Annotated in this window: 13 protein-coding genes; 9 read left to right on the forward strand and 4 right to left on the reverse strand. The window is 67.7% G+C overall.

What is annotated here, in order from left to right:
- Positions 1–631: 631 nt before the first annotated feature.
- The 4 genes from Asi02nite_RS27285 to Asi02nite_RS41835 all read left to right on the forward strand — a co-directional run bounded on the left by Asi02nite_RS27285 (position 632) and on the right by Asi02nite_RS41835 (position 4,803).
- Positions 632–1,513, forward strand: coding sequence for a hypothetical protein (locus tag Asi02nite_RS27285; protein WP_203716783.1), 882 nt, complete (start codon positions 632–634; stop codon positions 1,511–1,513).
- A 616-nt stretch (positions 1,514–2,129) separates the two neighbouring features.
- Positions 2,130–3,056: a thymidylate synthase gene (locus Asi02nite_RS27290; protein ID WP_203716784.1), complete on the forward strand. Its 927-nt coding sequence runs from the start codon at positions 2,130–2,132 to the stop codon at positions 3,054–3,056.
- Between the two features lie 29 nt (positions 3,057–3,085).
- A complete protein-coding gene (locus tag Asi02nite_RS41830; protein ID WP_239127141.1) occupies positions 3,086–3,907 on the forward strand; it encodes a carbamoyltransferase N-terminal domain-containing protein in 822 nt (273 codons plus the stop codon).
- Positions 3,904–4,803 (forward strand): carbamoyltransferase C-terminal domain-containing protein, encoded by a 900-nt coding sequence (locus Asi02nite_RS41835; RefSeq protein WP_239127143.1) that lies wholly within the window; start codon positions 3,904–3,906, stop codon positions 4,801–4,803. The genes Asi02nite_RS41830 and Asi02nite_RS41835 overlap by 4 nt, the downstream gene beginning before the upstream one ends.
- A gap of 512 nt (positions 4,804–5,315) precedes the next feature.
- Here the strand turns inward: Asi02nite_RS41835 and Asi02nite_RS42420 are convergent.
- On the reverse strand, positions 5,316–5,438 hold the full coding sequence (locus Asi02nite_RS42420; RefSeq protein ID WP_275410391.1) for a hypothetical protein: 123 nt from the start codon (positions 5,436–5,438) through the stop codon (positions 5,316–5,318).
- Positions 5,439–5,571: 133 nt separating this feature from the next.
- Here Asi02nite_RS42420 and Asi02nite_RS27300 point away from each other — a divergent pair, with 133 nt between their 5' ends.
- From Asi02nite_RS27300 to Asi02nite_RS27320, 5 genes are all read left to right on the forward strand, one after another.
- Positions 5,572–6,183 carry an adenosylhomocysteinase gene (locus tag Asi02nite_RS27300; RefSeq protein WP_203716785.1) on the forward strand — a complete coding sequence of 204 codons (612 nt, stop codon included), beginning with the start codon at positions 5,572–5,574 and terminating at the stop codon, positions 6,181–6,183.
- Positions 6,184–6,189: 6 nt separating this feature from the next.
- Positions 6,190–6,747 carry an NUDIX hydrolase gene (locus tag Asi02nite_RS27305; RefSeq protein WP_203716786.1) on the forward strand — a complete coding sequence of 186 codons (558 nt, stop codon included), beginning with the start codon at positions 6,190–6,192 and terminating at the stop codon, positions 6,745–6,747.
- Between the two features lie 393 nt (positions 6,748–7,140).
- The gene (locus Asi02nite_RS27310) at positions 7,141–7,875 is read left to right on the forward strand and encodes an HpcH/HpaI aldolase family protein (protein ID WP_203716787.1); all 735 of its coding nucleotides are present in this window, start codon (positions 7,141–7,143) and stop codon (positions 7,873–7,875) included.
- A gap of 607 nt (positions 7,876–8,482) precedes the next feature.
- On the forward strand, positions 8,483–10,312 hold the full coding sequence (locus Asi02nite_RS27315; protein ID WP_239127145.1) for an alkyl/aryl-sulfatase: 1,830 nt from the start codon (positions 8,483–8,485) through the stop codon (positions 10,310–10,312).
- 219 nt (positions 10,313–10,531) lie between these two features.
- Positions 10,532–11,761: an EAL domain-containing protein gene (locus tag Asi02nite_RS27320; protein ID WP_203716789.1), complete on the forward strand. Its 1,230-nt coding sequence runs from the start codon at positions 10,532–10,534 to the stop codon at positions 11,759–11,761.
- A 95-nt stretch (positions 11,762–11,856) separates the two neighbouring features.
- Here Asi02nite_RS27320 and Asi02nite_RS42810 read toward each other — a convergent pair whose 3' ends face one another.
- The 3 genes from Asi02nite_RS42810 to Asi02nite_RS27335 are packed head-to-tail and all read right to left on the reverse strand — an operon-like array spanning position 11,857 to position 14,573.
- Positions 11,857–12,294 (reverse strand): ATP-binding protein, encoded by a 438-nt coding sequence (locus Asi02nite_RS42810; RefSeq protein ID WP_203716790.1) that lies wholly within the window; start codon positions 12,292–12,294, stop codon positions 11,857–11,859.
- Positions 12,195–14,162: a GAF domain-containing SpoIIE family protein phosphatase gene (locus tag Asi02nite_RS27330; protein WP_275410392.1), complete on the reverse strand. Its 1,968-nt coding sequence runs from the start codon at positions 14,160–14,162 to the stop codon at positions 12,195–12,197. The genes Asi02nite_RS42810 and Asi02nite_RS27330 overlap by 100 nt, the downstream gene beginning before the upstream one ends.
- Positions 14,163–14,573: a response regulator gene (locus tag Asi02nite_RS27335; protein ID WP_308440182.1), complete on the reverse strand. Its 411-nt coding sequence runs from the start codon at positions 14,571–14,573 to the stop codon at positions 14,163–14,165. It lies immediately after the preceding gene.
- Between the last annotated feature and the right edge of the window lie 2 nt (positions 14,574–14,575).

Below are 14,575 nucleotides of genomic sequence, written 5' to 3' on the forward strand. Positions count from 1 at the left end.
ATCGCGGGCCGCGCAACAACCATCACCCGTCCGCACCCCAGGCCGCGACCCGACGGCCTGGACCGGCACCACACGCCCGTGTCCCCTCCACGGCACGGCCGTGCGGCGCCGACGGTGTGGTGCGCCGCCGCCCACAACGCCCCCCACGGCGGCGCACCACACCCCCAAGCGAGCACCGCGCACACGAGCAGGGCACGCCGATCGACACAACCCACGATCACGATCCGGGCCAGCGCAACCGCCGCGAGCCCAACACCCAACAGGCATCGCCGGCAGGGCATCGAGCGGAGCACCGACGGCACGTGCCCCACGTACCGCTCGAACCCGGCCAACTGCTGTGGATCGACCGGCCCGCGAGCGTCCAATTCGCCCAACGCCCGTTTGCGTTCCTGCTCCTCCACGTCCACCGGTGGAGCACCCACACCCACTGGATCTGGCTCGACGGATACCAACTGTCCGACACCGGGCAGCTCGTGCAACGTCGCTCGATCTTCGTCCAAACCGCCGGCCTCCAACAAGCACCCGCCAACCACCCTCGTCCGCAACCACGCGAGGTCATGGCCGCGATCACCTGGCCGAAACCGAACCCGACACACCCCGGCGCACCCGATAACGGCCGAAGGGCACGCGGATGACCACCACCGGCGAACCCGCCACCCACACCCAGCCCACCAGGAGCAACGAGGCGGCCGCGGTCCGCGACCTCGCAGCCACCCACGATCGCCAGGCCGCGATCACGCCGCCTGGGCCGGGGCAGTCGCACTGCGACATCGAGCCTGTATCAGAGGGTGTGCGGGTCAGGTGCCGACGCGTGCCCCTCGAACCCGGCATCACCCTCACCCACCACCAGTGGACCGAACTTCACCGCACGCTTGTCGGCGGGCAACTACCCGACTTTGCCGTCGAACTCCCGAACTCCTGGGTCACCCGAATCGCCCCACCCGGACAAGAACACCACGCCCTCTACCTGTGGCGCGACGAGATCGCAGCACTCGCCCACGAACTGCGTACAGGGCGCCACCTACAACCCACCCGACCGATTAGACGGTCCACGGTGGAGGGACCCCCAGACGAGTCGGTGGTGTTGCAGGCGGGCGGGTTGCGCCATGGCGCAGCGGCGGGATCCTCGCCGAGTACCTACCGGACCCCAACCGTCGCTGATCAACCCCCGCTCGGCGCGTCCGCCACATTAACGGATGCAGAAGTGTCGGTATTGGACCTTTCGCCGGCACAGGTCGACCTGCTCACCGCGATGGCCGTGCTGCGCGCTCGGATCGTGGACCGAGTCGTCCGAGTCGGCGATCGCCGCTACTCCATGCACGACCTGTACACGCTGCGCACCGCGAAACTCATTCGCCCTTGCCGGGACGGACGGGGTCTCCGTGACCGGAAACGGTTCGAGCTCACCGCCCGCGGTGCGGCTGAAGCCCACCGCCTCGCGGGAGCCACGCGAGGTGACAGCGCAGCCGCCGGTATGACGCGAGCGGCGCTGCCAGGCAGGGGGGACCGGTGACCGAACGTCGCACGGCGGTCATTGCACCGAGAGCTGGCGGCTGGGCCATCTACCGCGACGGTCACGAATGGACGGCCGTTTCTCAGACGCCCGAGGGGCAGTCCATCCGGCTGGACTGCGAACAGCTCATGGAATTGACGTGCGCGACCCTCACAGGCGACTGGCCGGCATACGTCCACTGGTTACCGGACCGGTCGCGGGCAGCCGTGCACTCCGCCGTCGACGGCGCGGTGCTGTGGTGCGACCGCGCCCAGATGGACATCGTCCGCACCCAACATCGACCACGTCCGCGGCGCGCTCACCCGAGCCCACGACCGCGAACAGCGACGAATGCGCCGCCACCGCGCGTTGAGCAGTAACCGCAATCGCCTCGGCAGCACCACCATCCGCCACCACCACGTGCGGTCGTCTGGATGTGAGTCCACACGGTGGGGGGAAGCATGATCGAAGTCTCCGACTACAGCGCATTCGAGGCCCGCCGCCGCGACCGCCCGTTCCCCAGCCGGGCACCTCGACCAGGAGATCCCGTGCGAACTGTCACCTTCGCCCGAAACAAATCGACCGATGCCTCTGGCCCGACTCCGGTTCCGCCCCACCGTGAGGGAGTACCTGCCTGATGACCCACCTCAAGGCCGACAGCATGGCCGACTTCTTCTCGGGCGCCGTTGCCTTGGTCCAATCCGGCGAGCGGGTCAGCCCTCGAGGTATGCCCACCAGGGAGATCCGGGACGTCCACCTGCAGCTCTCCCAGCCACGCGCCCGTCTGCTCCACGCGCCGCCGACCAGAATCGTGAACCCCGCATTCGCGGTCGCCGAGACAGTCTGGCACCTGTCTGGATCGGACGCGCCATGGATCTTCGACTACAACGCGAGGCTGCACCAATACGCAGACGGCGGCGTACTACTCGGCGCATACGGGCCAAGAATGCGCAACTGGGGAGGCAAGGTGGACCAGCTGGCCCGTGTCGTGGAGGTCCTTAAGCAGGATCGCGACTCCCGGCGCGCGTTGATCCAGCTCTACGACCCGGCTCTGGACGCCGCAGGGCACAAGGATGTGCCTTGCACTCTCGCCTTCCGATTCCACCTGCGCGCCGGGCGCCTGCACATGGGGACCCTAATGCGCGGCCAGGACGTGTGGATCGGCATGCCGTACGACGTCTTCTTCTACACCGTGCTGCATGAGTTGGTCGCCGGGTGGCTCGACGCGGAGCTCGGCGAGTTCCACCTTCACGTGGGCTCATTGCACATCTACGACGAGCACCTTGAGCGAGCCGGGGAGCTGACCTCCGTCACGGCAAGCGCGGTCATGCCCGATCTGCGAACGCCCTGGGCGGGCTTCGACGACATGCTCGACCAAGTCGAGGCCCGCGACGTGATTGGACACCCGGGCTGGGATTCCATGGCTGAGACGCTTGGCAGCTATCGACAGTGGAAGGACGGTCAGCGACAGCAGGCGCGGCGGACAGCGGACGAGATCGCCGGCCGCTCGGCCAGGCCCTCACCGCCTGGTACGGAGAGCTGGACCGACACTCGTCCAGGCTGACCGCGGCGACCGGGGCGAGGTGATCGCACATGGGCCGTGTCCACTCGGTCGTCCTTGGCCTGTGCTCGTACACCCACGACTCGTCGGCAGCCCTCCTGGTAGACGGTGAGCTGGTCGGCTTCGTGGAGGAGGAACGCCTCTCCGCAACGAAACACACCAGCCGCTACCCGGAGGCCGCCGTCGCGTGGCTCCTTGACCGGGCCAACCTAACCGCGGGCCACGTGGATGCAGTCGCCTACAACTTCCAACCCGTCCACTACCTCCTCGAGTCGTCCGCTGCACTGCAAAAGGCATTCTTTCCTGCGACGGGTGGCCGGGCTCTGGCCCGCGCTCACGGGTTCGCCAAGGTGGCCATGCGAACCCGGCGGCGCACACGCGCCATTGGCCGACGGTTCCCCGACGCCCAGGTCAGGCCGATCCTTCATCACCGCGCCCACCAGCTCGCAGCCTTCGCCGCCTCAGGTTGGGACGACGCTGCCGTGCTCGTGGTCGACAGCCTAGGCGAGCGGCAGACCACCACCATTGCCCTAGGTCACACCGGGTTGGCACCTCGCACGCAGACCTTGGAGGCGATCAACGATCCGGACTCGCTGGGGTACGTCTACGGCGGTGTCACCGAGCACCTGGGCTGGCGTCGCGGCGACGAAGAAGGCACCGTCATGGCGCTGGCCGCCCTTGGTGACCCGGACCGCTTCCGCGCCCTGTTCGCCCGAGCCATCCGCACCACGGCGACCGGCTTCCACATCGACCCCGTCTACTTTCCCCCGCGCACCCTCACGTCGGGTACGAGCGGACGTCGCGCCGGTTCGTCGCCGAGACCTGCCCGAGCCGCAATCCGGACGAGCCTTTGAACAATGTCCACCGCGACCTTGCTGCGGCGCTGCAGGAGCGAACCGAGCAAGTCATGGTGCACCTGGCGCGCCGCGCCCGTGTCATCACCCGATCCCGGCGACTGTGCTTAGGGGGCGGCGTCGCCACGAATTGCGTCAGCATCGGCAGAATCATCGAGGCTGGCATCTTCGACGAGGTGTTCGTGCCGCCGGCGCCCGGCGACGCCGGGACCGCGATCGGAGCCGCCCTCGCCGTGCACGTCGATAGCCGCAGCCCTCGTCCGATAGCCGGTGTCGCCGATGCCTGCTACCTCGGCCCGTCCTACGACGACCATCCCGTCGACCTCACGCCCTGGCCGAGCCTCAGCCAGCGAACCCTGAAGAACGACCAGGCTGAGTTCCTCGCGGACCAACTTTCCCGCGGCACCATCGTCGGCCTGTTCCACGGTGCCGTCGAGGCCGGACCTCGCGCCCTGGGTAACCGCTCGATCCTCGCCTCCCCGCTGGAACCCGGCGTCGTCGAGCGGCTGAACGCCACCGTCAAGTTCCGCGAGCCGTTCCGGCCCTTCGCCCCCATGGTCCTAGCCGAGCGCGCCGGAGAGTTTTTCACCCTAGGCCAGCAGGCGCCGTACATGTCCATGGCCTCCGGTGTAACTGACAAAACCCGCGAGCTCGTGCCGGCCATCGTGCACGCCAACGGCACCGCCCGCCTGCAGACCGTCACGAGGATGCAGAACCCCTTCATGCACGCGGTTCTTTCCGCCTTCGGCCGCCGTACTGGTGTGCCCGTGCTGATCAACACGTCTCTCAATATCAAGGGCAAGCCGATCTGCGGGACACCAGAGATGGCGCTGGACTGCCTGGCCAGCTCCGGGCTCGACGCGCTCCTCCTCGAAGGGCGGTGGATCACCAAGTGAGGATCGGATATAGCTTCTGGGGCTTCCTTGGCAATGGCATCACCGACACCCCGGATGGCGGCCGGAGCCACCGCCGTCCCTTCATCGATGCTCTTGCGGGCCGGGGGCACGACATCGTTTTCCTGCAGGCCGACCGAGACCGTCTCGAGGCCGGCGAGGATCTCGGGAGCTTTTACACCTTCGGCTCTGGCCTGCCGGATATCGACCTGCTGTTCCTGGAGTGGCGCTGGGCGATCGCCGGCCGCAACACCACGACGTGCGGCAGTGCAGGGCACACCTGTGACCTGCACCGCCAGGCCCAGCTCATCCGCCACTACACCGTGCGCTACCAGACGCCCACCGTCATCTGGGACAAGGACCGTACTCTGCCGGCCGACAGCGTGTGGCGTCGCACAGCACACGTCCTCGTCTGCGAGGCCGCCGTCGCACCGACTCCCGGAGCACACTCCCTACTGTTTCCTGTCGCCGAGGATCTTCTCGCTCAGGCCGAACCCTCGGTCCTCGCTGCGCGCTCACGCGACCTCGCACTCGCCTACGTGGGCAACCAGTACGACCGCGACGAATCCTTCGACCGGTTCCCCGGCGACCAGGTGCTCGACCCGCTCGGCGGCCGGTGCGAAGTTCTCCGGCCGCATCCTCGGCGTCGTCGAGGACACCGAAAACGGACACCAGCGCTACGCGGCCCTCGGTGCCCTGCCGTGCCCGGTCGTCTCCGTCGCCCGTTCCCCCCTCAAAGACTGCGAAGACCACCTCGTCGGCCGGTCAATCGTGTTTTCCACCGATGCCCTCGTCCGGGCCCGCGGAGATATCCTGACCAGCCGCAACGCCTGCGTCATCGGCTTCGGCAAGATCGGCCGCGCCATCGCCCAGACGCTGCGCGCCCACGATCTACGCGTCACCGTCTACGACAGCGATCCGATCAAGCGGGTCCAAGCGCACGCCCTCGGCTTCCGCACGAGCGCGTCCACCACCGAAGGCGTCCGCGACGCGGACCTCGTCTTGTGCGCCACCGGCAACCTCGCCCTGCGCCAGGATGACTTCGCCGCCCTGCGCAACGGCGCGTATCTCGGATCTGTGACCTCCTCCGAAGACGAGCTCGAACTCCAGCTCCTCCACGACCTGTACCGGCGCAGCTCCGCCGGCACCGCGTTGACGCGATACGAGGTCACCGGCCACTACTTCTACGTCCTGGCTGACGGCGGAGCAGTCAACTTCGTCCACGGCGCCGCCGTCGGCGCGTACATCCATCTCGTCCAGGCCGAGATAGTCGCCGCGACGGCCGCACTTAGCCACGCCCGCTTCCAACCCGGACTCCGCGAAATCCCCGCGACCGACCGCGACACCATCGCCAGAACCTGGCTCCACCATTTCGAGAGGTAAAGCTCCATGCCGCCCGCCGTCGACCACATCCGATCCGTATCCAACGCCTACCTCGATCGCCATCCACACGAACGCGATGCTCTCTCGACCCTCTTCAATGCCCTAGCCGCCCCGGCCGACCCCACGAACCGCAAGACTTACCCCGCCCACGTAACCTGTAGCGCTGTCGTCATCGATGACAACCGCCGCGTGCTTCACGTCGTCCACAGGGCAACAGGCAAACTGCTGGCGCCGGGCGGACACATGGAGCCAGACGACCGCGACCTCCGAGCGGCTGCCGTGCGCGAGCTACACGAGGAGGCGGGCATATCGGACGACATGGTCGCCCCGCTCACGGGCTACGAAGACGTCCCCCTTGACATCGACGTGCACCCCATCGGCGCAAACCCCTTAAAGGGCGAGCCGGCGCACTACCACGTCGACTTCCGCTGGGCCTTCCTCCTCTATCCCGGCACACACGCGGTGATCCTCGAAAAGGAGGAAGTCGACGACTACGAATGGCGAGCGTTCGCCGATCTGGCCTCGCCCACGGTCGGCGCCAAGCTCTCTTTACTGCCCTGGTGATCGATTCGTCGGCCACCGCCCGGTCGGACCTTCTTGGTCGGGGCGTCGCGCAGCCCGGACGAGGTCGCGGTCGTCAATGGCTGGGAGTCACCCGCGGCCCCGATCCCGCATTGACGGTATCGGCGACGTCGCAGCGCGTTGCAGCTGCCCCGGCGAACCCCACAGTTCGCGAGAAGCGTCAGCCGTTGACGATGAGAACCGCCGAGAGGAGTAACTCGCAGTGCGCGAGCGCAGAGATCGGCGGGATGCCGTCGATATGGAGTCCTTGTCGGCAAGTCTGATGCTGGTTCCCACTCCGGCCAGACCAACTCGATGGTAGGTCGGCAGGCATCGAGTCCGAGCTGGCTAACGAGGTCAGGCCGAGCCGGGCCATTGCTGGGGACAGTAGTCACCGTGGACTCGCCGGAGGTATCCGAGGCGCTGGCATGCTGCGGCTTGGACTGGCTGTTGATCGACATGGAGCACGCTCCGACGCTGGACGCAGGTCGCGTACAACGAATCATCCAAGCCATACCCCCGTCTTGTCGCACTGTTGTGCGGGTGCCAGCAAACGATGGGTCCTGGATTGGGATGGCCTTGGACACGGGCTGCGACGGCGTGCTGATTCCGAACGTCGAGACCCCTGCCGATGCCGTACGGGCTGTCAGCGCGGCGAAATATCCGCTCGCTGGCCGCCGCAGGGTCGGCGTCGCCCGCGCACACGGCTACGGTACCAGGTTCGACGAGTATCTAAGGACCGCCAACGACCCCATCGCCGTCATCGTCCAGGTCGAGGACGAGGCTGCCGTCGACAACACCGATGGGATTCTCGCGGTTCCGGGGGTTGCCGCAGCATTCGTTGTGCCCTCCGGCCTGTCGGACAGTATGGGATGGCCAGGCACACCCGACCATCGAGCCGTGATCGCCGCCATCGACCATGTCCGCGTCCGCTGCCGCGAAGCTGGGGTTCCGATAGGCGTTTTCGCTCCCGACCCGACCGCTGCGGTAGAGCAGACCGATCGGGGCGTTGATCTGCTTGCAGTCGGCACCGACTTGACCCTGCTGACCGACTCGGTCCACGCCGCACTCGCCCAGTTGCGCGGTCCATCGGACAGGCTTCCGCTCGTTGAGCCACGACGCGCGTATTGAGCGACCCCGACCAATCATCGTCGACAGTACGGTTTTCACGACGCCGATGCAGTTGTCGGCAAACCCAGCAGCCGGGTGTGTCGCCCGTCATCGGCGAGGTGCCACATGGCTTTGGCCTTGGCGCGCGCAACGGGCCACCCGCTTTGATTGATGTTCGCAGTAGCGGCGGCCGTTGAGGGCCGCCAACTGGTGGGGCCGACCCACTCTCCGTAGAAGCTGGACGCGACCTAACGCGTGTGGGCAGCGACCGGATCTGGCCGAAAAGAGTGCGTGACGGCGCCGGGGTGCCCGCCCTCATCGGACGTCCTGACCGCGAGATCTGAGAGTGAGACGCCAGGAGTCTTGGTGTCCCACCCTCATCGCGTCTGACCGACCATCCCGCGGACCTCAGCCGACGAGCCGGTAATGCGCCGGTCGGGTTCGTGCCGATGAAGTGGCCGGCTCCTTGCGGGACGATCCGGATCCGGGACTGTAACCGATCTTCTGCTCCGACGACCATCGGGCCGGGACGAAGTGTCAGCACGGTAGCCGTTGGGGTCACGGTTTCGACGAAGTTGAAGTTGGCTAGCCCCTCTCGCGGGTCGAATTGCCGGTAATGTCAGTATCCGTGGCTGAGGTCTTTCCGTACGCGGATCAGCGGGATTTCACCGACGGGCGTCGTGGTTTCCTGACGCGGCTTGACCCGGCGGTGGTCCGCGCCGCCGACGGGACGGTGGTGTGGGACAGCGATTCCTACGCCTTCCTGGCCGGCGACCGGCCGGACACGGTGCATCCCAGCCTATGGCGGCAGTCGTCGCTGGTCGTCGAACAGGGCCTCTTCGAGGTCGTCGACGGGATCTACCAGGTGCGCGGACTGGACCTGTCGAACATCTCGTTCGTCGAAGGCGACACCGGCGTCATCGTGATCGACCCGCTGATCTCGGTCGAGACGGCCGCCGCCGCGCTGGGCCTCTACCGGTCGCGACGCGGTGACCGCCCGGTGACGGCCGTGATCTACACCCACAGCCACATCGACCACTTCGGCGGCGTCCGGGGTGTCGTCACGCAGGACGACGTCGACACCGGCCGGGTGCCGGTCATCGCGCCCACCGGTTTCCTCGAACACGCGATCTCGGAGAACGTCTACGCCGGCACCGCGATGGCCCGCCGGGCAGGCTACATGTACGGCGCGGTCCTGCCTCGCAACGCCCGCGGCGGCGTCGGCGCCGGGCTCGGGCAGACGACCTCGACCGGCTCGGTCAGCCTCATCCCGCCGACCGTGAACATCACCGAGACCGGTCAGGAGCTGACGGTCGACGGTGTACGGATGGTCTTCCAGCTCGCCCCGGACTCCGAGGCGCCGGCCGAGATGCACTTCTTGTTCCCCGACCGGCAGGCGCTGTGCATGGCCGAGAACGCCACCCACACGCTGCACAACCTGCTCACCCTGCGCGGTGCCCTGGTTCGCGACCCACACGCCTGGGCGCGTCACCTCACCGAGGCGATCGACCTGTTCGCCGACAAGGCCGACGTGGTGTTCGCGTCCCACCACTGGCCCACCTGGGGCACCGACACCATCGCCGAGTTCCTCGGCTTGCAGCGCGACCTGTATGCCTACCAGCATGACCAGACCGTCCGGCTGATCAATCTCGGGTACACCGGCAGCGAAATCGCCGAACTGCTCGAACTTCCGCCTGCCCTGCGCGCCGCCTGGCACACCCACGGCTACTACGGATCCCTCAGCCACAACGTCAAGGCGGTCTACCAGCGCTACATGGGCTGGTACGACGGAAACCCCGCCCGGCTCTGGCAGCACCCACCGCACGCGGCCGCCCTCCGCTATGTCGAGTTCATGGGCGGCGCGGACGCCGTCGTCGAGAAGGCGCGCGGGTCTGCCGATGCCGGCGACCTGCGGTGGGCGGCCCAGGTCCTCGACCATGTCGTGTTCGCCCAGTCCGACCACGCCGCAGCGCGGGAGTTGCTCGCCGATGTGCTCGAGAAGCTCGGCTTCGGCTGCGAGAACGGCACCTGGCGCAACAACTACCTCTCCGGCGCCGCCGAGCTTCGGCAGGGCAACTTCGGCACGCCGACCGCCACGACCTCGCCCGACGTGCTCGCGCAGCTGCCTCCACGGATGTTCTTCGACGCTATCGCCGTGCAGGTCGACGGTCCGAAGGCCTGGAACCTGGACCTGGCCATGCGGTGGCATTTCCCTGACCACGGCGAGACCTACCGCACGACCCTGCACAACGGCGTCTTCACCTATGTCGAGAACGGCCGCGGCGACGTCGACCTCACGCTGTCGGTACCGCGCGCTTCCCTGCCTCACCTGGCCACCCGCGACGTCGACGCCGCGGTTGCAGCCGGCATGGGCCTCGATGGCGACCGCGAGGTGCTGCACCGCCTCGCCGGCATCCTTGACCCCGGCGACCCCAACTTCAACATCATCGAACCCTGAGTCGAACCCCGAGGCGCATGGTCATCAACACCAGGGCGAGATCCTTCGCCCGCCGAGCTGGGTCGGGTCGTTGCCTTGGCTGGTCCGCGAGCTGTTGGCTGCGGGCTCGGGCCGCGCACATCAGTCTCAAGGTCGTTTACGCGCGGCCGTCGGGGAAACACACAACGTGTAATTGCGCTGGATCAACAATTTCCGAGGTGTGTGGGGTCAACGAGCTATATGGGAAGTCCGTTTTCGGCCGATGCCGGGTTCGATGCCGTTCTTGCCGGGCGGTTGGTTGAACCTGTGTTTCAGCCTGTCGTCGCTCTTTCTGACGAGCGCCCGGTTGGATTCGAGGCCTTGGCCAGGGGACCTGAAGGCCGATTTCATGAGGCGCCGGCGTTGTTCGCTGCTGCGGCGCGTGCGGGCAGGTCGGCGGAGTTGGACTGGCTGTGTGCGGACGTGGCCGGTCGCCGCTACCGGGAAGCGGATGTCCCTGGTCTGGCTCTGTTCGTGAATCTCAATCCCGACACGCTGGGCACCGACCCGCCGGACGAGCTCGTCGAGGCCTACATGGAGCTGACCCAGGAGCGCGAGGTGGTCGTGGAGATCACCGAGCAGTCGGTGATGCGCGAACCCGCTCGGCTGCTGAACGCGGTGATCGATGCCCGTAGCCGCTCGGCTCGGATCGCGTTGGATGACATCGGCGCCGACCCGTCGAGTTTGGCGGCCATGCCGTTGATCAACCCGGACATCATCAAGCTCGATCGCTCGGTCATCCAAAGCCGGTCGCGTCCGTGGGCGGTTTCGCAAGTGGTCAACGCGGTGCTCGACGAGGCCCAACGGCGCGGCGCGCAGATCCTGGCCGAGGGCATCGAGCGCCGCGAAGATCTCGACGTCGCGCGGGCGTTGGGCGCCACGTTGGGACAGGGGTGGCTGTTCGGTCGCCCGGGACCGCTCCCGGAGCGGATCGCGCGTTCGGACCAACCGCTGGCCCGTGTCAGGCCACGTGGCCACGTCCGCGCCACGCCATTCGAGGTACTGGCTGGTGACGCGCAGGTGCATCCATGCACGAGTGAGATGTACGCGACGATGGCCGGCAACATCGAGATGCAGGCGGCGCAGACGACCAACCCCGGCATCTTGGCGGTCAATCTGGGCGACGGCGAGCTCGGCGATGACGCCCGGATCGGCTACAACCAGCTCGCTTCCAGAGGCATCGACGTCTTCATCCTGGGCAGCCGAGTCACCCCCCAACCTGGCGGCCGCATTCGTGGTGTCCCGCTGTCGGCCAACGATCCCCTCGTCCGCGAACGAACCGTCCTGTTCGTCGGCAGTCGTTACGGCAGCGGCGCGTTCGCCCACCGCGGCAGCACCGATCCTCTGGATGGGTACCGGGCTGGTGTCTGCTACGACGCGGACAAGGTCATCGAGGCGATGCTGACTCTGGTCAATCGACTGCCGAACTGAGTCGACGCCGCGCGGCACAGCCACGGAGATCCGCCGGTAACACCGGTGAGATGGGGACTGTCGCGCTCGCCATGCCCGCTGTGTTGGAGGAACCTTTATCGCCGGGTGGTTGGCCACGGGCTTGTGAGATGGATGTTGACGGTCACCGTGAGTCCGTCGGGGTGTGGGTCGATGTCGAGGGTGTCGCAGAGCCGGTCGACCAGCCACAGTCCGCGGCCTCCGGGAACGTCGGGTCGGGGCTCGGTGATGGTCGGGATGACGGCCGCACCGCCGTAGTCGGTGACGCTGCACGTGATGGTCGTGTCGTCGGTGGCAAGGTCGAGGCGGCCGCGGCCCCCGCCGTGACGGATCGCGTTGGCGAGCAGTTCGTTGACGGCGACGACGACATCTTCGGCCAGGTCTCTTTCGACGCGGGCGTCGTGTAGGTAGGTGGCTACGGCGTGGCGGACCGTGCGGAGGTCCTGAGCGGCGAAGTCGGTGGCGAAGCCGGTGATGGCGGGTGGTCCCGCGCCTTGTGGCTTGTGGGGGTCCACCGGGTCTCACCTCGTGTCTGCCCTGGTATCGGCGGGTGGGATCCCGACTGTTGGTAACTACCCGGCGCACCGATACGTATGCCGAGCATCGCTACGTCGTCTTCGCCCGGCGCCGTCGACAGGTGTGCGGTGATGGCGTCGACGAGCTCGTCGAGCGGGTTCTGCGCTCGGTCGGCGACAAGGGCATGGATCTTCGCCATTTGGTCGTGCCATGCGGCGGTGCGTGACTCCGCGAGTCCGTCCGAGTGTAGGAGCAGGGTGGACCCGGGCGGGATGTCCGCCTCGTGGTTCGTCCGTGAGATGCGTTGAGTGGCCCCGAGCAGTGGGTTGCTGCCGACGAGTTCGGTCACGATGCCGTCCGGGTGGACGAGGATGGGTGGTGGGTGGCCGGCGTTGGACCAGCGCAGGCGGAACCCTTGGTCGGTGCGTTCGAGGTAGGCGACGATCGCGGTGGCGATGGTGCGGGCGCCGAGCACGAAGTTGGCGTGGTCGAGTCGGCGCAGAATGGCCGAGGGTGGTTCGTGGCGGTCGACGAGGTAGCCGCGTAGCAGGCTGCGGAGCTGGCTCATCGCGGACGCGGCCCTGATGTCGTGCCCGGTGACATCCCCGATGACCAACGCGAGGACGTCGGGGGTCAGCGGCACGGCGTCGTACCAGTCGCCGCCGACCCGGTCGTGCTGGCTGGCGGGTAGGTAGCGGGCCGCGAGGTCGACGCCTTGGAACTGCGGCATCGGTGTCAGCAGTGCGCGTTGGAGCGTCTCGGCGGCGGACGTGCGGTCGTTCAGGTGGGTGGCGCGGGCGAGGGCGTGGCTGACGTATCCGGCCAGGGCTGTGATGACGGCCTGCTCGCCGATGTCGATCGGATGCGGTTGGTCCCAGGAGAAGGTGAGCGCGCCGATCACGCCGTGCGGACCGGTCAGCGGTACGGCGGCCATCGCGGCGCCGTCAGTGTCTTCGGGGTGCCGGGCGGAGGCGAGGGACCGGGTCCGGCGGTCCGTGATGAACCGTGCCTGACCCGTGTTGAGCACGTCGGAGACGGGCGTGTCGTCGTCGAGTTCGACGATCTGCCTGTGGGTCTGGTGAGACGCGTCGTCCGTGCCGACCACCTGCGCGCGCCGTCCGGGTGATTCCCGGGTCCAGATGCTGACCCGGCTCGGTGCGTTGCCTCCGCTGACCAGCCTGTGGACGGCTCGGACCACGTCCTCGACGGTGCCGGTGTCGCTGAGCTGCTGGCTGGCCGCCAGCAGAATCTGGCTGCGCTCCAGCGCGGCTTGGACCTCGCGGGCCAGGTCGCGGGCGGTCGCTTCGGAGCGTTGGTGTGCGGCACTGGCCCGTTCGGCGACGATCGAGGCGATCCGGGACCGCAGCGCTGCCGAGCACGCTGCGGCGAGGTCGCCGAGCAGGTCGAGTTCCCGGCCGGACCATACGTGCGGTCGGTGATCGATGGCACACAACGCACCCACGACCTGGCCGTCGACGTCGGTCAACGGCATTCCGGCGTACGCGGCAACCCCGAGCGCGTCGATGGCCGGGTTGTCGCGCACGCGCGGGTCGGCGCGTGCGTCCGGGATCACCACTGGGCCGGCCGACGTGACCACGAGTTGGCAGAACGAGTGCGAGAGTGGGGTCTGGCGTGACTGTTGCCACGGCTCGGCCAGGCCCGCAGCGCCGGGGAAGAACTGCCGCCCGGCATCGACGAGCGTGACGAGGCCGACGGGGACCTCAAGCACCTTGGCAACCATGGCGGCGTACCGGTCGAACTCCGCGTCCCCACCAGCATCCAGGCCGCACGAGTCGACCGCCGCCAGCCGTCCAGTGGAGGCAAGCGTTATGTCGGGTCCGGGATGGGACGGGGTCGGTGAGTCCATCTACGGCAGGATCGCCACGTCACGGTAGAACTTGTTGATCTCTGCCACCGCCGCCTCGAACGCGTCGAGCTCCATCGGCTTGGTCACGTACGCGTTGGCCTGGCGCTGGTATGAGTTCACCACGTCGCTGGTGGCGTCGGACGTGGTTAGCACGACCACCGGTATCGCCTTGAGGTCATCGTCGCTCTTGATCTCCGCCAATGCCGCGAGGCCACCCATCCGGGGCATGTTCAGGTCCAGCAGGATCAGATCTGGACGTGGCGCGTCGTCATCGGGGGCGCGCAGCAGGTCTAGTGCCGCCTGCCCGTCGCTGGCGCGACCGATGCTCACCTGCGCGCCGCCGGCCTCCAACGCCTCCGAGATCATCATCGCGTCAGCGTCATCGTCGTCGACGACCAGGACCCGCAGCACAC

Origin of the sequence: Asanoa siamensis, assembly GCF_016862555.1 — a bacterium.
Lineage (GTDB): Bacteria > Actinomycetota > Actinomycetes > Mycobacteriales > Micromonosporaceae > Asanoa > Asanoa siamensis.